Raw genomic sequence first — 25,682 nt, forward strand, 5'->3', positions numbered from 1 at the left:
ATTGAGTTGACATACTTGTCTGATTAATTCGTCTACAATCAATGCATGCATAATAAAAAGCTCACCCAATGAAAAACCAAAGTAAAACATTGACTAAGCCACTTAAGGATTACAGTAGGTTGGCTGTGGTGAATACACCTATCATTGTGGGTATTGGTGCTTCAGCTGGTGGCTTGGAAGCATTGGCAGATTTTTTTTCCCATGTATTAACTCCCAGCAGCATTGCATTTGTTGTTATTCAACACCTTGACCCAACTCGCAAAAGCATTATGCCTGAGCTTTTGCAACGCACCACCTTAATGAAAGTCACCCAAGCCAGCAATGGGATGGAAGTTAAGCCGAACTGTGTATATGTGATACCACCTAATAAAGATTTATCTATGCTTCACGGATCGCTATTTCTGCTTGATCCAATCGCCAGTCGCGGATTGCGTTTACCGATTGATTTCTTTTTTCGGGCCTTGGCTAATGATCAGAATGAGCGGGCTGTAGGGGTTATTTTGTCTGGTATGGGGTCTGATGGCACCCTAGGTTTACGCGCCATTAAAGAAAATGCTGGGGTGTCTGTGGTGCAATCACCTGAGTTTGCCAAATTTGATTCAATGCCTTATAGCGCGATTAATACTGGACTGGCTGACATCGTTGCTCCTGCTGAAGCTTTACCAGAACAGATTATCGCTTTTCTCAAACATAGCCCTCGCGGTGTACCAAACGATTTTGAGTCGAGTGCGGAGCTCATGTCAACAAGCGCGCTTGAGCGGATTATTATTATCTTACGTGGACGCAGTGGCAATGACTTCTCACTGTACAAGAAAAACACTATCTATCGTCGTATAGAAAGACGTATGGATTTGCATCAGCTTAAAAACATTGAACTCTACGCGCACTATTTGCGTGATAATCCGCAAGAGCAAGACCTGCTGTTCAAAGAAATATTAATAGGGGTTACTCATTTTTTTCGAGACCAAAAAGTGTGGGCGCAGCTTAAGCGCGTCTCACTTCCTGCACTGTTGGCTCATTATCCACAAGGTAAACAACTTAGAGCATGGGTAACGGCTTGTTCTACCGGCGAGGAGGCTTACTCGCTTGCGATGACGATTATGGGTGTATTGGATGATGTTAAGCCAAAAGGGCATTTCACATTACAGGTCTTTGCAACTGATCTTGGTGAGGATGCCATCAATGTTGCACGAAAAGGTTATTACCCAGCAAGTATTGAGGCTGATGTCTCGCCAGAGCAATTGAATCGATACTTCATTAAAGATGGAAGTGGTTATCGCATTAATAAGCGCATTCGAGACATGGTCATTTTTGCGCCACAAAATATCATCATGGATCCACCGTTCACTAAGTTAGATATTGTTACCTGTCGTAATCTGCTGATTTATTTGGGACCGGAATTACAAAAGAAGTTAATCCCCTTGTTCCACTACTCATTAACTTCTCAAGGTATGTTAATTTTGGGAAGTGCTGAAACCATTGGTCATTACACTTCGTTGTTCTCAGAGCTCAAAGAAAATACACGCATATACACCCGCATTGATGGCCCTGCACCGCAGACGAAAGTCGACTTTTTACCCAGGATATTTCCGATTATATCTTTAGTAGAAAATGAACCTGAGAGAACCAGTAAGATGACTACAACGATTACTAATCTACAAATGCAGGCTGATCAACTTCTCCTACAGCACTTTTCTCCAGCAGCGGTTTTGGTTAATGCGGCAGGTGACATTATTTATATTAATGGCCGCACTGGAAAATATTTAGAACCCGCGGCAGGAAAAGCCAACTGGAATATTCATGTGATGGTGCGTGAAGAACTGCAATATCAACTTGACCTGGCTATGAAGAATGCCCAGATGCAAGTCGATCCCGTAATCATTAAAAATCTAAGCATAGACACATGTACGATCAATTTGACCGTACAAGCTATTTCTAAACCAAAAGCTTTGCTCGGCTTGATGATGGTGGTCTTTACTGAGGTGGCGACACCGCCCCCATATCCGCGTAGAAAAAGCGATTCACTAGCCAAAGAAACTCAGGCCGAACTGCAACAGGCCTATGACGAAATCCAATCACTTCGCGAGCAAATGCAATCTTCTCAAGAAGAGCTAAGGTCTGCCAATGAAGAGCTGCAATCTGCCAATGAGGAATTGCAATCCACCAATGAAGAATTGACCACATCCAAAGAAGAGATGCAGTCAATGAATGAAGAATTGCAAACCGTCAATAATGAGCTGCAATCAAAAGTGGATGATTTGTCATGGGTCAATAACGACATGAAAAATCTGCTTAATAGTACTCAAATTGCCACCATTTTTCTGGATAATGAACTGCATGTTCGCCGCTTCACTAACTATGCGACGCATTTATTTAAGCTTATCCAAAGTGATGTGGGCCGTGCGTTGTCTGATATCGTTACGGAATTAGATTATGTCCTGCTACAAGAAGATTCAAAGGAAGTATTGAAGACGCTTATCTTCATAGAAAAAGAAATAACTGCTAAAAACCAACGTTGGTTCAAAGTCCGTATCATGCCTTACCGTACCCAAGATGATGTGATTGATGGTGTGGTGATCACCTTTACCGATATCAGTGAAGCCAAGCTGCTTGAATCAGAGTTACGTAAGATCAGGCCTAGCTTATGAAGACTACTCCTAAGTCAGCCAAGCTGTCTACCAAAGTGCTACGTGAGCGTGCGGAAGCTAAACTGAAAAAACAAACTAGTGATACGCAATCTCCTTCTAGTGACTATGAAGCCAAAAAGATGCTCCATGAGTTGCAGGTTCATCAGATTGAATTGGAAATGCAAAATGAGGAGTTAAAGCAAGCTCGGATAACAGAACGGTTATATTATCGTTACACCGAGTTATTTGAATTTGCTCCGATTGCTTACTTTGTATTTGATCTCAATGGCATGATTAGTCAAGTCAATTTACGAGGTGCCAGCCTATTGGGTATTGATCGCGATCACTTAGTCGGCAAACCGTTTTCACACTATGTCACAGCACAATATCGTGAAATTTTTAAACGTTGCTTAGGAAAAGCCTTTAGCGGTAGTGGTATTCAATCTTGCGAAGTATTAGGCCAAGTGAGTAATAATACGCTTTGGCTCGATATTGAGGCTAATCTCGGTATCACAGGCACAGATTGTCTTGCCGCTATGATTGACATCAGTGATAGAAAACAAGCTGAAGATAGTCAAAACCGAGCTAACAAAGAGCTCGCCTTTCAAAACCAAGAGAAAGATAAGCGGGCAGATGAGTTGGTTCTGGCCAACGCAGACAAAGAACAGCGCGCCAACGAATTAGCCCTTGCTAACATAGAGCTGGCCTTTCAAAACCAAGAGAAAGATAAGCGGGCAGACGAGTTGGTTCTGGCCAACGCAGACAAAGAACAGCGCGCCAACGAATTAGCCCTTGCTAACATAGAGCTGGCTTTTCAAAACCAAGAGAAAGATAAGCGGGCAGACGAGTTGGTTCTGGCCAATGCAGACAAAGAGCTGCGTGCTAATGAATTAGCCCTTGCTAACATAGAACTGGCTTTTCAAAACCAAGAGAAAGATAAGCGGGCAGACGAGTTAGTTCTGGCCAACGCAGAGAAAGAGCAGCGCGTAAAACAATTAGCCCTTGCCGCCAAGGTATTCACTCATGCTCGTGAAAGCATTATGATCACGGATGCTGAAGGTCTTATTATCGAAGTCAATAAGACCTTCAGTGACATCACAGGTTACAGCCGTGAAGAGGCGATAGGGAAAACCCCTCGCATTCTCAAGTCAGAACGTCAATCACCAGAGTTCTATGTTGATATGTGGCAAGCCATCGTCAACGAAGGATACTGGTATGGCGAAATTTGGAATCACCGTAAAAATAATGAAGTGTATGCAGTAATGCAGACCATCAGTGCAGTTTGTGATGTAAACGGTATAACGACCCATTATGTCTCTTTAGCGAGCGACATTACGCCGATGAAACAGCATCAAGAACAATTAGAACGTATTGCGCATTATGATGTACTGACCAATTTGCCCAATCGGGTATTGCTGGCAGACAGATTATCTCAAGCCATGCTGCAGTGCAGTCGACACGGACAGTCCTTAGCGGTGGTATTTCTAGATTTAGATGGTTTTAAAATGGTCAACGATGCCTATGGGCATGATATCGGTGATGAACTGCTTATTGCACTATCGATCCGGATGAAAGAGGCGCTTCGTGAAGGTGACAGCTTAAGCCGCATTGGCGGTGATGAATTTGTCGCTGTGTTGGCCGATTTAGCCAAAGTTGAAGATTGTGAGCCAGTATTGGAGCGGCTATTATTGGCCGCGTCAGAGCCTGTAACCGTTAGTGGTGTGGTACTCAATATATCCGCCAGTATTGGTGTTACGCTTTATCCGCGAGATAATGTAGATGCTGATTTATTGATGAGGCATGCCGACCAAGCTATGTATATGGCTAAAGAATCCGGCAAGAATCGTTATCATTTATTTGATACCGCGCAAGATGATGCCGTTAAAATACAACGAGAAAGTCTAGAGGCTATTCGCTATGCTTTAGATCATCATCAGTTTGTCCTCTATTACCAACCTAAAGTTAATATGAAGATAGGTACAGTAGTGGGCGTTGAGGCGCTTATTCGTTGGCAACATCCAGAGCGCGGATTATTAAGTCCAATCGAGTTTTTGCCTGTAATTGAAAATCACACCATGATGATTGAAATAGGTGAATGGGTTATTGATACCGCATTAACACAAATCGGCCAATGGCAAGCTATGGCGCTTGATCTCCCGGTAAGTACTAGTGTTAACATTGCGGCAGTACAATTAATGCAACCTGGCTTCATACAGACGTTAACGGATCTTCTCGCTGCCCACCCCAATGTTGAACCTCGCTATTTAGAGCTAGAGATGCTGGAAACCAGCGCATTAGAAGATGTTAATCATGTGTCAATTATCATGAATGACTGCATGAGCCTAGGAGTCCATTTTGCTTTAGATGATTTCGGCACTGGATATTCGTCGCTAACTTACCTTAGGCGCTTGCCTGCCAGTTTGATTAAGATAGATCAGAGCTTTGTCAAAGACATGTTGAGTAATATTGACGATTTCGCCATTGTTGGAGGCGTAATCGCCCTAGCGAAATCATTTAAACGTGACGTGATTGCTGAAGGTGTTGAAACTGTTGAACATGGCTCTGCATTATTACAACTAGGCTGTGAATTAGCACAAGGTTATGGCATTGCCAGACCTATGCCTGCCTGTGATATCCCCGCGTGGATGAAGAACTGGAAGCCTGATGCGAGTTGGCAATGATTAAAATCCTTCGATTATTTTCCGTAGGGCGATTGGCCGACTTCTTCAGCGACTAACCATACTCGCATATCAAATTCTAATTGATGGTAATCGGCGAGCATAAAAGTACACAGCTGATAAAAAGCTTTGTTGTGTTCTTTTTCGCGCAAGTGGGCCAGTTCGTGCACCACGACCATTTGTAAAAGCTCAAACGGAATATGCTTTAAGTGTGAGGCTATTCTAATCTCATTTTTGGCTTTGACTTTATTGCCTTGACGGCGATTAACATAAGAATGCAAACCTAGCGCGTGATGGCTCAAGCTAATTTTTTCATCAAAAATGACTTTGGCTAATGGGTCTGACTGACGCATGTAGGTGTTTTTTAATGCGATGGCCATATCATATAAGGCTTTGTCTGTACGTACTTGGTGTACTTTGGGGTAGCGGGTTAGAAAGTGATCACCCAATGCATTGGTATCAACCAATTGGCGGATTTTATCAACAACATCAGGCCGATAACCGTTTAGGTAACGTAAAGGGCTCTGTTCACTCTGCTGTTTTTTGATATCCGCGCTAGTGACTAGCAGGCTGAGGTCTGCTTTGGGTTTTAATGACTGGCTCGCCGATTTGACTGGCATTTTAGGCGGGGCTTTGAGCGTTTTAGTTTTAGTGTCTGTCATAAATCAACTGATTAGTTCTGGCGCTACCGCGACCGTTTTTTCGGTATGGGTAACGCCACAATACAACGGTTCTGTGTTTACACTTTACCGAAAATGAGTCGATTATGTTGAACATAAGCAACGTCAAAAGCATTTAACTGGACGCGTTTTAGGTCCAATGAGTCAAAGTCAACTTGTGGTGGGTTGCGCTTTAGTTGCTCTTTAATGGTTAAAGGAGAAATAAGCGAAACCGGAAGGTCCATTAATTGTAGTGTCGCTTCAAGTTTGAAGCTGGTGGCACTGCCTGCAAATTTACCTTTTTGCTCACGTTCAATAATGGCGATTTCGTCAACTTTATAATCGCTCATTAGTTTTTTAAACGCAAAATCAAATTCACGAATGGATTCAGTGCTAGCTGATTGTGAAATACTGAATGAAACTTTACGACATGCTGGCACGTTAAACGTTTCGCCTTCATAGGTCAGTAAACAGATAATGGCTTCGCCGCCTTTTAATTCCACACCACAAATTTTCATGTTAATCCTTACTGGTTTATTCATACGATAATGCTGTTAGCATGCTCGTTATTGTTCATTTGTTGTAGGGCAGTGTTCTGCCCTACATTGATTATTCTGTCATCGCAGTTTATCAGCGATTGATGTGCCGTTTAGTCTTCTGTTGTTCCGTCGTCTTCAATAATGACAATCGGTTTAACTTTACGGCGCACAGGTGCATCACCCACATCAACCCCGGTAATAAAGCGTTTATCACTTTTAGGGGCTGCTTTGGCTTTTTTCGCCACGCTAGCTCTATTGCTGGTTACGGCGGCTTTTGCACTGGTACCGGCTTTAGCTGCTTGAGGCTTATCTTTTAGGCCATTAAATTTGGCTTTTAAACCTTCAACCACAGTGAAGTCAAAGTTTTTACGTAAAAATAGTTGGATTTTTTTAAAGCTGTCCCAATCTTTAGGGCCCACAAACGACACTGCATCGCCTTTAGCGCCTGCGCGACCTGTTCGGCCAATACGATGGACATACTCTTCAGCAAACTTTGGCATATCAAAGTTAATCACTAAGGAGACGTTGATTAAATCAAGGCCACGTGATGCCACATCGGTAGTCACCAGTATTTGCGATTGGCCTCGAGCAAATTGATCCATAATTTGGTTACGAGCCGATTGCTTTAAATCACCACTGAGCGCTGAGGTCGCAAAACCTTGTGCGGCTAACAGGGTCGCTAAACGGTCTGTATCTGAACGCGTCGCGGTAAATACAATCACTTGCTTATGCTGTTCTTGGCTTAATATATGCTGCAACAAGGCTTGTTTATGGTCTAAATGGTCAACCAAAATAATCCGTTGTTCAATATCTTTGTGTTCACTGTAAGACTCACCAATGGATACATGGCTTGGGGTTTTCAGTAATGTTGCTGCAATATCACCTATGCTGTCATGATCTAAAGTGGCCGAAAACATTAAGGTTTGGCGACGTTTATGATCGGCGGCATCGTTGATGGCTTTTAATTGCGGGGCAAAACCTAAATCGAGCATGCGGTCTGCTTCGTCTAGCACCAACAATTCTAAGCCGTTTAAATATAAGTGGCGTTGTTGTAAGTGATCGGCAATACGCCCTGGTGTGGCAACGATAAAATGCGGATCTCTGGCCAAGGCTTTAGCTTGGTCGTTAAAGTTCTCACCACCAAGTACGCTAATGGCTTTATATTGAGTATTAGCAACTAATAAACGTAATTGGCCATAAACTTGTTGGGCGAGTTCTCGCGTAGGTAACAAAATCAATACCCGCGGATCTTTTTTCGACAATGCTCTGGTGGATATCACTCGCTGCATAGCAGGCAACAAAAACGCTAAGGTTTTACCTGAGCCGGTTTTAGACGATGCCATTAAATCTTTACCTGATAAGGCAATGGGAAGTGCTTGCGCTTGAACATCGGTAGGCGTAGAAATGCCAAGGTGCTTTAAACTGTCAAGCAGGCGCTTGTCCAACGAAAAATCGGTAAATTGCAAAGGTAGATCCCCTAAAAAATGTAAGCCGACGATTATAGCTGTTTCACCTTGCTATAGCCAACAAGAGTCGCTTTAGTTATGCTATTTTTTAGCATTATATTATTGCCTGAGTTCGACGAGGTCATTGGTCGACTAAGCCGAGCTTTATGGTAAAGATGAATACAGAGTATGGAAGGAACAAAGATGACAAAGCTCACCGTGGGATTAGCGCTAGGCAGTGGAGCCGCTAAAGGTTGGGCACATATTGGGGTATTGAATGGGTTAGCCAAGTTAGACATTTACCCAGACAAAGTGGCTGGTTGTTCGGTGGGGGCGTTAGTCGGCGCAGCTTATGCCAATGATCATTTGGCTGAGCTTGAAACTTGGGTCAGTGGCTTTTCAAGCTGGGATGTACTTGGTCTAATGGATTTAGGCTGGCGTAAAGGCGGACTTATTAGTGGTGAGAAAGTGTTTGATGTTTTAGCTAACCGTATTGGTGACCTTAATATTGAACAATTGCAGCGCCCGTTTGCTGCGGTGGCGACAGATTTATATTCTGGGCAAGAGATTTGGTTTAAAGAGGGTGACTTGCGCCATGCCGTGCGTGCTTCATGTTCGATGCCTGGATTTTTACCACCCGTGCAGCAAGGTAATCGATGGGTTGTCGATGGTGCAGTCGTCAATCCGGTTCCTGTTTCATTAGCCCGTTCGATGGGCGTTGATGTGGTTATTGCGGTAGATTTAAATGCTCATCGCCGAGGCCAAATGCATTTGATCCCAGAACAAGTAAAAAGCCGCAAAGCCAGTAAGTCAGAACCTATTGAACAAAAGCGTGAGCTTGAAACCGGCTTTATGGATTTATGGGGGAAAGGCAAAGAGTACATGAGTGGCTTAACCGATAAGCTGGCCATGGGCAGCTCAAAATCTCATCCTGGTATGTTGGCGGTGATGTCACAATCCATGGATATTTTAGAACAACGCCATAAACGTTCGCGTTTAATGGGCGAGCCACCTGATATTTGTATTGTGCCCGATGTGGCTGATATTGGCACCATGGAGTTTCATCGCGCCAAAGAGGCCATTGAAGCGGGTGAGCAGGCAGTTAAAGATATTCATCATTTAATTGAAGCAACCTTAAAGTAACATTTAGGCGATGTCGGACTGGTGTATTGATGGCAATATACCCGTTCGCGTCTAAGTGCTTAATGGGTGATTAATCAGGTAGTGCCTGTTAATCGTGGTACAGATATTGGTATCACATGGATGTTCAGCATCAAGGAGAGGGCGCTTATTTATTCTGGGATGCGTTATCGGCGCAATCTGTATTAGTTTGACTTATTCAATCTCATGTCGCGCCTTTTCGTCCTGATTATTCATCTTGTCGTAATGAATAAGTCACTTATACGGTTGATACTGTCATTAACGCTGTATTTGATGCCAGGTCATCGAAATAATCATCATTTTGAACGGCTAAAAACCACAACTACACGGTTACCTATGAGATAACTTGTTTGCCAAAATCTTACATCGCGATGCTGTTTTCAATTTTTTCTACCATGCGATCTCCCGTCATAAAAATCATTTTCCACACCTACAATATCTATTGCGAATAGCAAGTTATTTGCAATAAAAAGTACTGCCGACAATTATGATCTGGATCAAAGTAATACTCAGCGTTAATGTATCTAATACACTCTATATTGTGTCTTTTGTAAATTAAAGCTCTATATATAGTGCTTGTAAGGATGGTTGTATGCTTGTAGTCGTGAAAAGGGATGGATGCCGGACAGCATTTGATGGATGTCGGATCAAAGAGGCTGTTGTGGCTGCAATGGAGTCTGCAGGTCAAGCTGACCATCAATATGCGCTGCAGTTAGCGCAAACGGTTGAGCAGCAAATGGCTTGCAAAACCGAAGTTGATATTCACGAGCTACAAGATGCAGTTGAAAACTTATTAATGTCAGGACCGTTTAAGTCGGTGGCACGTCACTATATTGAGTATCGACACGACCGTGATACTCATCGTGAGACTCAGAGTAAATTAAACTGCGCTATTCGTGGTTTGGTTGAGCAATCAGACAATGCCATTTTAAACGAAAATGCCAATAAAGATGCCAAAGTGATTCCAACTCAACGAGACTTACTCGCAGGGATTGTTGCCAAGCATTACGCTAAAACTCACTTGTTACCTAAAGATGTGGTTAGCGCTCATGAGAAAGGAGAAATTCACTATCATGATCTCGACTATGCACCATTTTTCCCGATGTTTAACTGCATGCTAATTGATTTAGCTGGCATGTTAACTCATGGTTTTAAAATGGGTAATGCTGAAATTGAACCGCCTAAATCCATCTCAACAGCAACGGCGGTGACTGCGCAAATTATTGCCCAAGTGGCGAGCCATATTTACGGCGGTACAACCATTAACCGTATTGATGAAGTGTTGGCTGAGTTTGTGCAAATTAGTTATCAAAAACACCTTGCTGTGGCTCGCAAATGGCAAGTAGCCGATGTCGAAGGTTATGCAATGACGCAAACCGAAAAAGAGTGTCATGATGCATTCCAGTCGTTGGAATATGAAGTCAACACCTTGCATACCGCCAATGGCCAAACGCCGTTTGTGACCTTTGGCTTTGGTTTAGGTGTGTCGTGGGAGTCTCGCTTAATTCAGCGGTCGATGTTAACTGTGCGCATGGCTGGTTTAGGTAAAAACCGCAAAACGGCCGTCTTTCCTAAATTGGTGTTTGCCATTAAAGATGGCGTCAATCATCAAGCTACTGACGTCAATTACGACATCAAAAAGATGGCCTTAACTTGCTCAACTATGCGTATGTATCCAGATATTTTAAATTATGATCAGGTGGTTAAAGTCACTGGTTCATTTAAAACCCCCATGGGTTGTCGCTCCTTTTTGGGGGTTTATGAACAAGATGGTCAACAAGTACATGAAGGTCGCAATAATTTAGGTGTGGTTAGCCTTAACTTACCGCGTATTGCGTTAGAAGCGGGTAAAGATGAGCAGCGTTTTTATCAATTACTCGATGAACGTTTGTTAGTTGCTCGCAAAGCGTTAGATACGCGGATTGCACGCTTAACCGGGGTTAAAGCCCGTGTTGCGCCGATTTTATACATGGAAGGTGCTTGCGGTGTACGCTTAAATGCCGATGATGATGTTAGCGACATTTTTAAAAATGGCCGTGCGTCAATTTCGTTAGGCTTTATTGGCCTGCACGAAACGGTTAATGCTTTATATGGCAATGCTGAGCATGTGTTTGATAACGCGCAACTACGTGAAAAAGCGGTCGCCATTATTCATCATCTAAAACAAGCCACTGAATCTTGGAAGCAAGAAACCGGTTATGGTTTTAGTTTGTATAGCACCCCAAGTGAAAATTTATGTAGTCGCTTTTGCCTACTTGATACCACCCAGTTCGGTGTAGTACCTGGGGTGACTGACAAAGGCTATTACACTAATAGTTTCCATTTAGATGTTGAAAAGAAAGTGAATCCTTTTGATAAAATTGATTTTGAACAACCTTATCCAGCCATCGCTAATGGTGGGTTTATTTGCTACGGCGAATTTCCTAACATGCAAAACAACATTGAAGCACTGGAAAATGTCTGGGACTACAGCTACAGCAGGGTGCCATATTACGGCACTAACACCCCGATAGATGAGTGTTACGATTGCGGCTACATTGGAGAGTTCAATTGTACCAGTAAGGGCTTTGTCTGCCCTAAATGCGGTAACCATGAGCCTAGTAGGGTATCGGTGACTCGCCGTGTATGTGGTTATTTAGGCAGTCCTGATGCGCGGCCGTTTAACTTTGGTAAGCAAGAAGAAGTTAAACGCAGAGTGAAGCATTTATAATGCATTACAGTGCTTACCATAGTGTTGATGTGATCAACGGCGAAGGTACCCGTTGCTGCTTATTTGTTAGCGGTTGTGAACATGCCTGTAAGGGATGCTATAACCAAAGTACTTGGCGTGTAGATGCTGGCCATGTATTTAGCCAAGCGTTAGAAGATCAGATTATTGCTGATTTAACCGACAGCCGTATTTATCGGCGCGGCCTATCGTTAAGTGGTGGTGACCCACTGCATCCGGCTAATCTAGAAGCCGTATTGCAATTAGTGACTAGGGTAAATACTGAATGTCCCGATAAAGACATTTGGTTATGGACTGGTTATCAACAAGCCAATCTCACGCCACAGCAGCAAGCTGTGGTGGCGTTAGTCGATGTACTCATCGACGGTAAGTTTGAACAAGATAAAGCCGATCCGGCGTTATTATGGCGTGGCAGCAGCAATCAGCAGATTTATCGTTTTAAGCGCTAGCATTTTTTAAGACTAGTCGTTTAATGCCAGCGCTTTAATGGTTAGCGGGTTCATTATTAGCACGTTAATTTTTAAGAGGCTAATCGTTTACATGTTGATCATTAGAAAGACCTAGACCATAGCGATAACGTTTAGTGCGTTGTCTGGTGTTAAATTGATCGACCAATAAACTCCATATGGGGGAGTCATTAATTTGAGGGTGTTTGCCTTGGCTTATTCGGCGAAGCTGGCGTTTAATGACTGCCATAGTCGCTAGCCCGGCTAAAGGTTTGCTCTGCCAATTCACTGTGGGCATCGTGGGGGTGAACTCAGGTTTGCTGCGCCATATATTGGCTAAGTCAGGATAAAAGGCAAGGGCGCTGGCAATGCCGCATAAGGTAAAGCCGGCATCAACGACTTGTTGCGCAACAGGCAGGCGATAAATGCCTCCCGTTAACATCAACGCAATCGGACTACGCAGTACTAACTGTGCGGTTAAATGTAAAAAGTAAGCTTCTCGAGCTAAGGTGCGCTCATCGGCGCTGCGACCTTGCATTGCGGGGGCTTCATAGCTGCCGCCGGATAACTCGACCATTTCAACTTGATGCGGTGCGAGCATATTAATCACTTTTTCGGCATCGTCGACATCAAAACCACCGCGTTGAAAATCGGCTGAGTTAAGCTTTACCGCAATATCAAAATCTGCACCACATTTATGCCTAATTTGCTTGACCACTTCAATTAATAACCTAGCTCGATTCTCTAAGCTTGCGCCCCATTCATCATCGCGCTGATTAGTTAACGGTGATAAAAACTGCGCTAACAAATAACCATGTGCGGCATGAACTTGTACACCATCAAAACCCGCTTGTTGAGCCATGCTTGCGGTCGTGACAAAGCGTTGGATAACATCATCAATGTCAGTGGTTGTCATTGCTTTAGGCTGAGAAAACATCGATGAGTGTTTACCTAAATCAAGTGCGACAGCTGAAGGTGCAATATTTTTGCCCCCCATCGCTTTAAATACCTGACGGCCTGGATGATTAATTTGCATCCACACCCTGGCGTTATTTTGCTTGGCTATTTTGGCCCATTGGATAAACGGCTCAAGTGCGCTGCTGGATGTGAGTACCACACCACCAGGGCCTGTCATGGCTAAAGGGTCAATCATCACATTACCGGTAATTATTAATCCAACACCGCCCTTGGCCCAAGCATCGTATAAGTTGAACAATGCTTGATCTGGTTGTTGCTGAACGTTGGCAAGATTCTCTTCCATTGCCGCTTTGACTAAGCGATTGGCAATGATCGCACCATTGGTCAAGGTGTATGGACTAAAAATGGTATTAGCCATCAAATAACATCCTAAGATAAGCTATTGAATTAATGCTTCGTTTATCCTACATGTAGCCTAAATAGTCAATTATGCTCATTAGATAGCGATAAAAAAAGCACTGCCACAGGCAGTGCTTTCATCATCTCGTTACTCAATTTAGCGTTAGATTTAGCGCTAAATTGAGATCTAGATTTCGAGCAAACAAAATCCAGATTGATATGTTTTTAAATACGATAAGTTAAGGTTAACTTCGCATTACGCTCTTCGCCAGGAAGACCCCCTAAGAACATGGCCTTATCGAAATACGTTTGATTAAATAGGTTATTAATGTTCAGTTGGATTTTATAACGCTCAACATCATAGCTAATAGCAGAGTCGATGACGCTATAACTGGGGACATAACCGTCAGGTATGCCAAATGAGCTAGACTGCGTGCTGCGTTCATCGACATATTTAGCGCCTAAACTTAATGACAGTGGCGCAGGTAAGCCCAATGCTGCGGCATAAGTTACCCAAGCGCCTGCAGTAACATAAGGTATGCCTTTTTGGCGTTGTCCATAATCATTACTATTGGGGTTTTGGTTGTCTCTGGCATCTTGGTAAACTGCGTTAACGTTGACTTTCCACTGTTCGCTTAAATATGCATTAAGATCTAATTCAACCCCTTTGGTGTCTTCGCTACCATTATAAAAGTATGGGTCAATGTTAGGCGTGACTGCGCTACTGTCGTAATCTGGATTGCTGTAGGCTACATTGGTTCGTGAGGTTTTAAACAATACTAATGATGCCAGTAATTGGTCATCAAATGCTTTAATCCGAATACCCAAATCATTACTGATTGATTGTGAATCATCACGGTCAGCTTCATTACCTTTTACATCACCTAATACACTATAAGTCGTGCGACCTTTAGAGTGATTAATGAATACAGAGATATCATCAGTAGGCATATAGGTTAGGCCTAAATTGTAGGTTATACCGTTATCTGTGGTGTCTGCTTCTGGTTGTGGATCCGCAAGGCTACTGCTGTAACGAGCATCAACGCCTAAGTGTTGGTAAGTTTGTTTTATTTCGTTAAAAGCAAACCCAATACGGCTGGTAAATCCGCCGCCTAAATAGCCCACATGTTGTATACCTAACCCCCATGCCGTTACTGATTTATTATAATTACTGGTTAATAACGGATCGTACTCTTCAAACTCTCCCTCGCCCCAATTGGGGTTACGGATGTCATAAATGTACGGCAAGCTTCCTTGATAGGATTGATTGCCATTGGCATCTTTCAAGGTGTAATCGGCATCGTAAATCGAATATTGTTTAAAGCGGATGTCGCGGTCTTCAAAGTTAGCATTGATCAGTAATTCGTTACTGATATTGCCGATATCGAAGTCATAGCGCAAATCAGCAAAATACTGCCACGACTTTTCTTCTGCCGAGACTTTGCGATATTCCTGACGACGGGCGGCAAAAGGGTATAAGGTGCCATCCTCAACTAAAGGCGCACGGGGATCGGCATTAATAACGCCATTTCGTCGCCAATAAACGTAATTATAAGCCCCAGTTTGACGTGCAAAGCTGGTTTCGTAATCACGGTGTTGCAACTGCTGATTTAAAAACAAATTATCGGTTAAGTACACATTATGGCTGAGTTTAAAGCGTAACTCTTCACCCTTGTTGTCTTTCGCCATCGGTGAAATAAGACCATTATGGCCAAATTGATAAGGTGTTAAGCCATCGTTTGCACTTAATGAATCCGCTAATTGTTGACGTTGTTGATCGGTTAGCTGTAAGCCATTATTGGTTGGATCATTGATCAAATCCTGCCAGTTCACTTCACCTGCGGTTTTGCCCTCGACAGAGGCGGCATTATAGATGCGGATAGGATGGCCTATTGAGTCGACGGGAATGGCATCATTAATATAAGCCGTTGATAGCATGATGTTTTGATTTTCATTAAGCACATATTTAAGCGAGCCATATATTTCATCGCGATCGGTACCTAGATCTCGATAACCGGTACTATGGGCGGTTTTGGCCACTAAACGGTAGGCTAGATCGTCAGTTATACCGCCTGTAGAATCAGCCATAAGAGAGTAGGTATCCCATTGACCTACTTCGGCTTCAAACAGTTGTTTGCTGACAAACTCAGGCTTTTTCTCAATAAGGTTAATTACACCGCCCGCGCTGCCCATACCATAAAGCCCTGTTGCTGGACCTTTGAGAACTTCAACAGAACTCACATTAGTCAATGAACGAGTGGGATTAAAGGTGTTACCTAAACCTGCGCCGCCATACATACCATCGTAAGTGTAGTTTGCACCTAACCCTCGCACGACTATGTTATCGCCAATACCATAATTATTACCGGCTTGGGTTACACCACTTATGTTACGCACTAAATCCTGCATATTGGTGATGCCTTGTGAGTCGATGAGTGTCTCATCAACGATCACTACCGCTGCAGGCGTTTCCATAAGCGACATATCAGATTTAGTCGCTAATCCTGAGTTCATTACTACTTGATTTTGTCTGCCGTAAACCGTCATTCGCTCATAGTGTTCTGAGTCTGATGCACTGCTCGAATCACTTGATGCTGGTGCAATAATCTCTGGCGATGGAATAGGTGTTTGGGCATGAACATAAACGGGAAACAATACACTTTGGCAAGCTATAGCAAGTAGTGATAAACGCAGTGGCGACATAACATGGGACCTCTATTAATATTTATGCGAATGATAATGATTATCATAAGTATTGCAATAGTGGCTTGACGGAAATGCTGTAGAAAGCGGCTTTGCTAGATGTGGTTGCTGAACAATTAAACAAGATGAGTGGTAATTAGACAGCGGTGAGGAGCTTTTAAAGTGTTACATCAGCGAGGAATTAGTGAGTCGAGACCATAAAAATCATTAATTATGCTCACAAGGTCAGGACAAAGTGGAATAGTAGCGTTGGTTTTTCGCAGGGTAGTACTGGCTAAATTGTGTATCGAGGTTGAAAAACTTTACCAGTACATGTCTATAAGAAGCGTTTCCTATTCGCATCTTAGGGGGTTTTGGGTATATAATCTGCCTCCGAAACGGTGTTGTGATAAACGTATAAACGTAAACGATTCACTAACACACCAAAGCACTTAAGGTAATCAAATGAATTTAAAGCTAGAACTGCAGACATTGAATGATAAATTAGACAAGTTTCGTCGCAAATTAGCTGCGGCTGAAGCACGTGGCGACGCCACGATTGTCCTGCAGTTTAAGAAAGAAGTGGCCACTGTTACTAAGCGAATCGCGAGTATTAAAGGCCAACAAACGCGTCAGTTTAGTCAAGAAGGTACAGCACTAAAAGCGCTCGGTTTTAAGCGCACTTTAACCAAAGCTGAACAAGCTGATATGGGTAAGTTAAATAAATCGGTTAAAGGCTTAGTGGTTGTTCATCCTTTAACGGCGTTAGGCCGTGAGATGGGCATAAAAGAAGTCACGGGTTTTGCTCCTGCTAAGTTCTAATATTTTCTTTTACAGTTAGTTGTCGTAAGGTTAATTCATGCCGATAAAATATATCGCAACATCTAAGTTACCCACACCTTGGGGTGTTTTTGCCATGCACGGTTTCGAAGAAATTGCTACTGGTAAAGAACACGTTGCGTTGACATTTGGTCAACTGGATCCCACTCAACCTATGCTAGGTCGTGTTCATTCTGAATGTTTAACCGGTGATGCATTATTTAGTTTACGTTGTGATTGTGGTTTTCAATTACAAGCCGCCATGCAAAGTATCGCTGAAAAAGGCCAAGGCTTTTTGTTGTACTTACGTCAAGAAGGGCGTGGGATTGGCTTACTCAATAAAATTCGTGCTTATGAGCTCCAAGATGCGGGTGCTAATACCGTAGAAGCCAATTTGCGTTTGGGTTTTGAAGCCGACATGCGTAAATACGACATGATTTTACCGATGTTAACCCAAATTGGGGTGACCAAAGTGAAGTTGATGACCAATAATCCGCGTAAAGTGATGGCAATGCAAAATGTGGGCATTGAAGTAGTGGAACGTATTCCGTTGCAAGTCGGTAAAAATCGCTACAACGAATCATATTTAAAGACCAAGTCCACTGAGCTAGGTCATATGATGTCGGAATATCATTTTCACGATGAATAGTTTGGCACAGAAATAGTTTAAATGATGATGAGACAAGGGCAGAACACACAGCTTATTGGGTCATCATCATTTGCTTCTGCGCGCTTTGCAGCGCTATTTTTTCGCTTAATCTTGGTAGCGCTTCTGTTTTTTTGCAGTATGGGTAGCTATGGATCTGAATTACCTTCACCAACATCCCCTCAATTAATCACTGAACCTGATGCTTCACATTATGCGTTTGCCAATTATTTAGGCAGTGGTATTTATCGTACCTCAGGCCAAAGTGCTGCTGTGGCCAATATTCCTTTGGGGTTTGTGCTTGACTCAACCGACGATTATTTACTTAAACTTCGCTTTACCGCATCGCTGGGTTTTTTTGATTATTCATTTAACGATTTACCTCAAGGCAGCATTCCTAAAAGTGTTGGTACGATAACGTTAACCCCTGGGCTTGAATATCACTGGCGAGTGGATGATAAGTTAACCTTAGAGAGTTATGTTGATTTAGGCTATGGGCATAATTTTTCAACTTCCAGCCATGTAGGCATTTTTTCAACTGGCATTTCTGCACTCTATAAGCTCGATGCGCCTTTATTCACTCCAGTATGGGTCAATCGGATTTATTATGCGGGTTATCAAAGTAATCAAAATGACAGTACAGAAGGCTATTCCGTGTTTAAAAGCGGTATTGATTTTGGGGTTAATTATGATTGGCAGTGGCAGGATACTCGGGTTGAACCGAGATTTTTTATTGCCGGACATTGGTATTTCGATAAGCTAAAATTTGTCTCGCCGGTTGGGGATAATGTATTAACCTCATATACTTATGAAATTGGTACTACGTTGGCTTTTTCTAAACCTATTACCTTGAGTGCAATAGGTTTAGACAGTGTTGAAATAGAGCATTTTGGATTAAGTTATCAAGTAGGTGGTGGGCTTAAAGTGTGGCGATTGATTTTTGAGTTTCCGTTATAAGCCCCTGCAATGGTTACCTCTTAATACATTAATTTGAGTTTGTTCCCCAAATATCCACATTGACAGGTGTTGTCGACTTTTCTGCAGCTGTGCTTGAGCTTGGTTTTGCTGTAGCCGCTTTGTGGGTTGCAGGTCTCGTTGAGGCTACTTTTGCCTTTGATGGCCGAGGTTTAGTCGTCAATGCTCCGCGACTATCTTCTTTCGGTGGCGGCAATGGCAGCTTGTTAGCTTTAAGGTACAAGTATTCAACTTTGTCGCGCGCCCAAGGCGTTTTACGTAAAAACTTCAAGGTTGATTTTACACTCGGGTTATCTTTGAAACACTGAATGTTTATCCTCGATGCGAGTTCTTCCCAGCCGTATTTTTCAACCAGTGAAGTCACTATCGTTTCTAGTTTTATGCCGTGAAGCGGGTTGTTTGCTTGTGTCATGGACCGTGCGAGCTAATTGAGTTTGGTGATATTATACCTATATTGCAACCAAAGAGATATCTACACAAAAACGGCAGCCTAGGCTGCCGTTTTTATTTAATATGAGCGATTATTGCTCTTTGACGAATACGACTTTTTCTTCATCATCTGAATCTATATCGCCTTTACCTTTAGTATTAATAATAATCATTGCGGCAATAATTGCGGTAGTGACTAAACCTGCAATGGTTGATACTGTCATTGGTAAACCCGCACCTAATGTTGATGAGTTCAACATAAAGCTAATGACAACACAGGTCATGAACATCGCTGGTACAGTACAAATCCAATGAAACTTATTATGGCGCAGTAAGTAAGCCGCTGCAGTCCATAGCATCAATACCGCAGTGGTTTGGTTTGCAACACCAAAGTAGCGCCAGATAATGCCAAAATCGACTTGAGTGAGCATTGCACCAACAGCAAATAATGGTAATGCTAGCAGTAAGCGCTTAGGTAGCTCGACTTGTTTAATGTTAAAGAACTCAGCCAAGATTAGACGTGCTGAACGAAATGCAGTATCACCTGAGGTGATAGGTAATACAATCACACCCAAGATAGCCAAGAAACCACCAAATGTGCCTAGTAGTCCATTAGATGCTTCGTATACCACGTTAGCGGGGTTGCCACCCATGCCGGCATTTAATCCTTCCACACCACCAAAGAATGATAATGCAATAGCACACCAAATTAGCGCAATCACACCTTCACCAATCATGGCACCAAAGAACACAAAGCGACCATTTGACTCATTTTCAACACAGCGCGCCATTAATGGAGATTGTGTTGCATGGAAACCCGATACGGCTCCACAAGCAATGGTGATGAATAATGCAGGCCATAGCGGCATGTCATTAGGGTTTAGGTTGCTAAAAAAGTCGCCCATTACAAAGCCTGGCAACATGGTATGTTCGCTTGACACTGCTAGGGCTATGATAAGACCCAGTGACATAAATACCAGTAATGCACCGAAGAATGGATATAAGCGGCCAATGATTTTATCGATAGGAACGATAGTGGCAACTAAGTAATAGACAAAAATAATACCGACAAAAATGGTGACATCTAAACCAGTTAGTTTACTCAACAAGCCCGCAGGAGCAGAGATAAACACCACTCCAACTAACAATAATAAGATAATGGCAAAAAAGTTCATAAAGTGTTTAGCGCTTTTGCCTAAATATTTACCCGCTAGGTTAGGAACCGATTGACCGTTATTGCGTACCGATAACATCCCCGAAAAATAATCGTGAACGGCACCAGCAAAAATACAACCAAATACAATCCACAGCATAGCTGCTGGGCCGTATAGTGCACCGAGAATAGGGCCAAAAATTGGGCCGACTCCAGCAATGTTTAATAATTGAATTAAGTAGACTTTGCCTTTAGACATTGGCACGAAATCGACGCCGTCTGTTTGTGTAAAAGCGGGTGTTTGTCTTTGAGTGTTAATGCCGAATACTTTTTCGACAAAGGTCCCGTAAATAAAGTAACCGCCGATGAGTAAAGCAACACAGAGTAGAAACCAAGTCATTTTTATATCTCCCCATTTATATCGTGTGGCCACTTTAAAGCATCAAGGTGGTCAATTTGGGGCGAACTCTGTGACAGGTTGAATGTCTTGCGTAAGCGGTAAATATTCACTGTGAGCGGTTTGACCAGCAGAGTAAATGTGGCCTGTATCACATGTCTTTTGAACTAAATACTATTGAAATCCAAGCAACAGTTTCAATTCTTTGAGATATCTGCGTGAAACAGGAACTTTAGCACCGCTATGGGTAGTGACTTCTGCGCCGCTGTCGGTGATTTCAATTTCAGAAATTGCACTCGGTGCCAGTAGGTATTGTTTATGACAACGAAAAAGTGCGGTTTTTTGCTCTAAGACTTTTAGGGTTAATTGAGTATGGCTTAAACCTTTATTTGAACACACATGAATACCGCCAATATCACTAACAATAAATTCAACGTCAGCGGTTGCGACAACTTTGAGCTTATTACCACTGTAGCAGGGTAAATGAGCTAATTGCGTCGGTAATATCTGAGACATCCGTTGCGGCGCGATATTGGCTCTAACTTTATCTAAGGTTTGGTTGAAGCGTTTCTCATCGATGGGTTTTAATAAGTAATCGAAAGCATTGTTATCGAATGCTTTTATCGCATATTCATCAAATGCGGTAATAAATACTGCTCGTGGCATTTGCTCTGGATTGAGCATCGCAAGCAGCTCCATACCATTGATCCGCGGCATTTGAATATCAACAAAAATAAGATCAGGTTTTACAAGGTTAATTTGCTGTAGAGCTTCAATGGCATTACTGCATTGCCCCAACACTCTTATATCAGGATGTTTGTCGAGTAAATCGGCCACTTCTTGGCGGGCAAACGGTTCATCATCAATGATTAGACATGAGATCATTGGTCAATTTCCTTTAACGGTACACGCACACTGACACGGGTGAATTCATCTGCTTTACACTCAACTTCAATACCGTATTGGCTGCCAAATAAATTTTGAATTCGCTTATGGACTAAGTTCATTCCTAAGCCGTCGGTGTTGTTCGATGGTTGATACAAACCGGCGTTATCCGTGACATTAAGCATAAGATCATCACCATCAATTGTCGCCTGTACATTAATAACACCGGCTTCAAGCATACGCGATGTACCATGTTTCACTGCATTTTCAATTAAAGGTTGTAAGGTAAATGCAGGCATTTTTAAGTGATGATAAATACTCGGTATATCAATGCTCACTTGTAACTTATCAATAAAGCGAGCACGTTCAATCGACAAATAAGCGTCTATATGTTCAAGTTCATCAGCCATGGTGACTAGCCCTGTTGTTCGGGTTAGGTTAATGCGTAAAAATTGCGATAATTGCTGCAATAACTGTTTAGACATTTGCGGGTCACGCTTAATAATCGCACTAATTGTGTTGAGAGCATTAAATAAGAAGTGAGGATTCACTTGGGCTTGTAACAACTTTATCTCTGCTTGCATGAGTAAACTTTTTTGCTGTTCAAAGCGCCCATAAAGTATTTGGTTAGATAGTAATCTGGCAATTCCTTCGCCTAAGGTGCGATTAATGTTTAAAAACAGCTTGTTTTTCGGCTCATACAATTTAATCGTGCCAATGACTTCGTCATTACTGCGCAGCGGGATCACTAAGCTTGAGCCTAAGCTGCAGTTTGCGGATAGAGAACATGAATAAGGCGTGTCAACGCCATCGGCAAACATGACACTATTTTGTGCAATGGCCTCGAGAGTGATTTGAGATGAAATGGGTGTATTAGGAATATGGTGGTCAGCGCCAATACCAATAAAGGCGAGTAATTTATTCCTGTCTGTAATGGCTACCGCACCAACTTGGGTTTCTTCTATGACGATTTGCGCAACTTGTTTGCTCGACTCTAAATTAAAGCCCTTTGACAGCAATCCGACACTGCGCTCGGCAATTTTGAGGGCTTTGGTTGAAAAACTGGACGAGAGTTTATCGAACATCGCTTTTTGGTCGCGAACAATACTCATAAACATGGCAGCACCAAGGGAATTAATCAATAACATTGGCGGAGCGATGAGCTTAACTAACTCCCACGCTTGATCAAAGGGTTTGGCGATTAATACAATAATCGACATCTGCATAATTTCAGCCATAAATGTCACTCCAAATACCACCATTGGCTGATAAGCCATTTCAGACTTGCCGGCTTTTTTGAAGTAATAGCTGATCATTCCTGCAGATAAACCTTCTAACGTAGTCGATATTGCACAAGCAACATCGGTAAATCCACCCATAGAATAACGGTGTATGCCTCCGGTTAAGCCAACCAAAAGCCCGGTAATTGGACCACCCAATAATCCGCCTAATACCGCGCCCATTGCACGAGTATTGGCTATTGCTCCTGAGGTTTGTTCTCCAAAGTAAGTTGCCATAATACAAAAGCTTGAGAACACTAAGTAGATGAAGATTTTGTGAGGTAATCGTTTCGATGTTTCGGCAAAGAATTTAAATAATGGCGTTTTACTGACTAAGTAAACGATAACTAAGTAAACACACATTTGCTGTGTTAGTAGTACTATTAACGCCATATTATCTCTTTAGGATGTAATTAAATGCAGTCAAATTGGATTGTTAACACCTGGCTTATTATTTTGCTTAGGCGCCATCAGTAATTAGTTATTGATTACTGACATCTTAATATTGATTTACCATTAGGGTGATGAACATAAGTGTTCAATATTATATCCTGACTTATGTCGCCAAATATCACCTGCCTAATCTGACAATAGAGCCGTGAACCTAATAATTAACCCGTTGAGGTTAAGTGAATACTCTTATGTTAATGATTACTTTCTGGCGAGTAAATTTGTTTGCTCAGTGCTGCTTTGTTGATAAAACTCATCAATGAGTATTCTGAGTATTTTTGATTTAGCCACTTTACTGACTTTCGCTATTTCGTCTAATTGCGAAATACTTTTTTCAGTTAATGTAAATGTGGCATGGCGATAAATTTTAGTGCTTTTTTTATCTAGCCCTCTTAAGAACTCTTGCGTGTTTGAGGCGATATTGCTTTGGCCATGGGACGCGTCAAGACCTAATGCATATTTATTAGCATCCTCAATAAAGTCATCTACAGATACCTTGACTCGGGTATCTTTGGGTTTCTTGCGCTTAAGATCAGTTAAACTCATAACTATTTTCTGGTGGTATGGCAAAAAGCTCATCAGCAATAGCACGAATTTCATCAGCCGCTTTACCGCTAGGTTCGATTTCCAACACAGAAGAGCCGCTTTCTTCACTATCATCATAGATATTACGGCTAAATGTGACCGAATTAAGGGCGCGTAAACCAAAAGACTCAACCACTTCTTTCGCTTCTAAAATACGCTTACCTTGAGATGGCAGAGCAGGGCACTGTGTTATCACAATGGCAGCAATCATCTTGGGATTAACCATTTTACAAGTACTGAGCATGTCTTCCATGTGAGGTAAGGTTTTAAGATCGCGACGTTTGGGACGAAGTGGGATAACAACATAGGTGGCTACCGACATCGCGGCGCGCATTGCAAGGTTATCTTGGCCACCACAATCGACAATCACGTAGTCAAATCGTTCATTTAAACTCAGTAAGTCATTACGAATTTTGCCATAAAGCTGGATGCAATTAATCGCTTTTAGGCTGGGGTCATTATTACGAGCTTGGATCCAGTCTGACGTGGTACGTTGCGGATCGCAGTCAACCATGAGCACATTCGCATCGTGCTTTTGGCTAATATATACAGCAATGTTCTGTGCTAAACAGCTTTTACCACTGCCACCTTTTTCACCGCCAACGAGCAATATCATGTTGTGATCCTTGATGATAGGCGCCTTGTTGCACCGAAAGTTTCGCTAGGTATGTAACTTGATTATAGAGTAGCCATTGAGAGCTGCATAAAAATAATCAACTAAATTAGCTGTAAAGCAATATGGTAACTATTTACTGAACATTCGGAACTACGGCAAACTTGGCCTTTAATGGTATTTTGTTTATCAGTCTTTTCATTAAATGTTAAGGCGATCAAATCCCCAATTTTAAAAGCAGCCTTAAAGTCGATTAACACGCCTTTTCGGGCCAGATCAATACAAATAGCATGATCTGTGCATGATTCACCTTGTGAATTGATCCAATCTAGGCGGATCCGCTCTGCTTCCATATCTACACGTAAAGAACTGCGTTTTTCTTCGAATCCGGTTGGCTCTTGCCCCATTCTGTTTCTCCTTGAAATGATGAGTCTTTATGTATGTTTTTCTGCAATTTGATGTTGATTTTATTTACACGACTTATTTCAATTAATTGGTAAAGTTATAGCATTCTTTTCTAAGATGTTCGTTTAGGGTTTTATCTTTAGCATTAACTCAGTTGATTGTATTCATTTTTAGCATAACGACTTTGTTAAGCAAAACTAAATTTAGCAACCAATGCCAATAAAAAGACTTAGCATTGGCTACCTGAACCACCAAGTTGATTAAGTATCGTAGTCTTGGTTTTTAGGGTAAGGCATTTTTAATTGACCCCAACGGATCACAATTACTGTGCCTGCCAGTAAAATAGTCGACAGTGAAATGGCTAAAATACGCCAATCTTCCATTGCTTTCATGTCTAAAATTAAGTATCGCGCCAATGCTACAATCGCGATATAGAGCGGCATACGAATAGGCAACTTACCTGATTCAATATAATTAACGACCATAGCCAATACTTCAAGATAGATAAATAGTAAGAGTAAATCGGCTAATTCGACAGTCTGAATGACGATCATATGAAGAATTTCTTCGCCAATAGCAAATACTGTCGCCATAGCGATAATTAATAACACTAGATGTTCGATATTTTTTAAGGTTTTTAATCCTACTTTTCGCAGTAACGGCATACTCATCTTCATCAATAAAATCAAAATACTATTATTGACGACTTCAGGGTATTTTCCCAGTGATCTCGATCGATTTTGTGAGATAAGCTGTGACTTGT

General features: G+C 42.2%; 21 protein-coding genes. 8 read left to right on the plus strand and 13 right to left on the minus strand.

Features of this window, described 5'->3' with window-relative positions; all coding sequences use genetic code 11:
- The first annotated feature begins 68 nt into the window (after positions 1-68).
- On the plus strand, positions 69-2,648 hold the full coding sequence (locus tag GW828_RS12050) for a chemotaxis protein CheB (RefSeq protein ID WP_273059071.1): 2,580 nt from the start codon (positions 69-71) through the stop codon (positions 2,646-2,648).
- On the plus strand, positions 2,645-5,308 hold the full coding sequence (locus GW828_RS12055; RefSeq protein WP_273059069.1) for a sensor domain-containing protein: 2,664 nt from the start codon (positions 2,645-2,647) through the stop codon (positions 5,306-5,308). The genes GW828_RS12050 and GW828_RS12055 overlap by 4 nt, the downstream gene beginning before the upstream one ends.
- A 14-nt stretch (positions 5,309-5,322) precedes the next feature.
- On the opposite strand, the gene GW828_RS12060 is transcribed toward GW828_RS12055, so the two are convergent.
- From GW828_RS12060 to GW828_RS12070, 3 genes are all read right to left on the minus strand, one after another.
- A complete protein-coding gene (locus GW828_RS12060; RefSeq protein WP_259395322.1) occupies positions 5,323-5,925 on the minus strand; it encodes a YgjP-like metallopeptidase domain-containing protein in 603 nt (200 codons plus the stop codon).
- Between the two features lie 119 nt (positions 5,926-6,044).
- A complete protein-coding gene (locus tag GW828_RS12065) occupies positions 6,045-6,482 on the minus strand; it encodes a DUF3010 family protein (protein WP_124016100.1) in 438 nt (145 codons plus the stop codon).
- A 131-nt stretch (positions 6,483-6,613) separates the two neighbouring features.
- The gene (locus tag GW828_RS12070; RefSeq protein WP_124016099.1) at positions 6,614-7,969 is read right to left on the minus strand and encodes a DEAD/DEAH box helicase; all 1,356 of its coding nucleotides are present in this window, start codon (positions 7,967-7,969) and stop codon (positions 6,614-6,616) included.
- Between the two features lie 183 nt (positions 7,970-8,152).
- On the opposite strand from GW828_RS12070, the gene rssA reads away from it, so the two are divergent.
- From rssA to nrdG, 3 genes are all read left to right on the plus strand, one after another.
- Positions 8,153-9,091, plus strand: a complete 939-nt coding sequence (gene rssA, locus GW828_RS12075) for a patatin-like phospholipase RssA (RefSeq protein ID WP_124016098.1) — start codon at positions 8,153-8,155, stop codon at positions 9,089-9,091.
- Between the two features lie 610 nt (positions 9,092-9,701).
- The gene (gene nrdD, locus GW828_RS12080; RefSeq protein ID WP_182699000.1) at positions 9,702-11,819 is read left to right on the plus strand and encodes an anaerobic ribonucleoside-triphosphate reductase; all 2,118 of its coding nucleotides are present in this window, start codon (positions 9,702-9,704) and stop codon (positions 11,817-11,819) included.
- Positions 11,819-12,286, plus strand: a complete 468-nt coding sequence (gene nrdG, locus GW828_RS12085) for an anaerobic ribonucleoside-triphosphate reductase-activating protein (RefSeq protein ID WP_124016096.1) — start codon at positions 11,819-11,821, stop codon at positions 12,284-12,286. The genes nrdD and nrdG overlap by 1 nt, the downstream gene beginning before the upstream one ends.
- Positions 12,287-12,365: 79 nt before the next feature.
- Here nrdG and GW828_RS12090 read toward each other — a convergent pair whose 3' ends face one another.
- The gene (locus tag GW828_RS12090; RefSeq protein ID WP_273059066.1) at positions 12,366-13,619 is read right to left on the minus strand and encodes an NADH:flavin oxidoreductase/NADH oxidase family protein; all 1,254 of its coding nucleotides are present in this window, start codon (positions 13,617-13,619) and stop codon (positions 12,366-12,368) included.
- 206 nt (positions 13,620-13,825) lie between these two features.
- Positions 13,826-16,303: a TonB-dependent receptor gene (locus GW828_RS12095; RefSeq protein WP_273059064.1), complete on the minus strand. Its 2,478-nt coding sequence runs from the start codon at positions 16,301-16,303 to the stop codon at positions 13,826-13,828.
- Positions 16,304-16,747: 444 nt separating this feature from the next.
- Here GW828_RS12095 and GW828_RS12100 point away from each other — a divergent pair, with 444 nt between their 5' ends.
- From GW828_RS12100 to GW828_RS12110, 3 genes are read left to right on the plus strand one after another with little or no spacing between them, the layout of a single operon-like run.
- Entirely contained in the window at positions 16,748-17,104 is a 357-nt protein-coding gene (locus tag GW828_RS12100) for a YibL family ribosome-associated protein (RefSeq protein WP_124016093.1), read from the plus strand.
- 37 nt (positions 17,105-17,141) lie between these two features.
- Positions 17,142-17,750, plus strand: coding sequence for a GTP cyclohydrolase II (ribA, locus tag GW828_RS12105; RefSeq protein ID WP_124016092.1), 609 nt, complete (start codon positions 17,142-17,144; stop codon positions 17,748-17,750).
- Positions 17,751-17,771: 21 nt separating this feature from the next.
- Positions 17,772-18,704, plus strand: coding sequence for a hypothetical protein (locus GW828_RS12110; RefSeq protein ID WP_273059061.1), 933 nt, complete (start codon positions 17,772-17,774; stop codon positions 18,702-18,704).
- A 28-nt stretch (positions 18,705-18,732) separates the two neighbouring features.
- Here GW828_RS12110 and GW828_RS12115 read toward each other — a convergent pair whose 3' ends face one another.
- The 8 genes from GW828_RS12115 to GW828_RS12150 form a co-directional block, all read right to left on the minus strand.
- Positions 18,733-19,134 carry a VF530 family protein gene (locus tag GW828_RS12115; RefSeq protein ID WP_182742138.1) on the minus strand — a complete coding sequence of 134 codons (402 nt, stop codon included), beginning with the start codon at positions 19,132-19,134 and terminating at the stop codon, positions 18,733-18,735.
- Positions 19,135-19,243: 109 nt separating this feature from the next.
- A complete protein-coding gene (locus tag GW828_RS12120) occupies positions 19,244-20,704 on the minus strand; it encodes a carbon starvation CstA family protein (RefSeq protein WP_124016089.1) in 1,461 nt (486 codons plus the stop codon).
- Between the two features lie 171 nt (positions 20,705-20,875).
- Positions 20,876-21,586, minus strand: coding sequence for a two-component system response regulator BtsR (gene btsR / locus GW828_RS12125; RefSeq protein ID WP_182757102.1), 711 nt, complete (start codon positions 21,584-21,586; stop codon positions 20,876-20,878).
- Complete coding sequence (locus GW828_RS12130; RefSeq protein WP_273059058.1) at positions 21,583-23,259, minus strand: sensor histidine kinase; 1,677 nt, start codon at positions 23,257-23,259, stop codon at positions 21,583-21,585. Before GW828_RS12130 ends, btsR begins: the two co-directional genes overlap by 4 nt.
- A 258-nt stretch (positions 23,260-23,517) precedes the next feature.
- Positions 23,518-23,862 carry a replication protein RepA gene (locus GW828_RS12135; protein ID WP_124016086.1) on the minus strand — a complete coding sequence of 115 codons (345 nt, stop codon included), beginning with the start codon at positions 23,860-23,862 and terminating at the stop codon, positions 23,518-23,520.
- Positions 23,849-24,517: an AAA family ATPase gene (locus GW828_RS12140; RefSeq protein WP_124016085.1), complete on the minus strand. Its 669-nt coding sequence runs from the start codon at positions 24,515-24,517 to the stop codon at positions 23,849-23,851. Before GW828_RS12140 ends, GW828_RS12135 begins: the two co-directional genes overlap by 14 nt.
- A 101-nt stretch (positions 24,518-24,618) precedes the next feature.
- A complete protein-coding gene (locus GW828_RS12145) occupies positions 24,619-24,921 on the minus strand; it encodes a PilZ domain-containing protein (protein ID WP_273059056.1) in 303 nt (100 codons plus the stop codon).
- 258 nt (positions 24,922-25,179) lie between these two features.
- Entirely contained in the window at positions 25,180-25,584 is a 405-nt protein-coding gene (locus GW828_RS12150) for a phosphate-starvation-inducible protein PsiE (protein ID WP_124016083.1), read from the minus strand.
- Positions 25,585-25,682: the final 98 nt, after the last annotated feature.

This window comes from Shewanella vesiculosa (assembly GCF_009994065.1).
GTDB lineage: Bacteria > Pseudomonadota > Gammaproteobacteria > Enterobacterales > Shewanellaceae > Shewanella > Shewanella vesiculosa.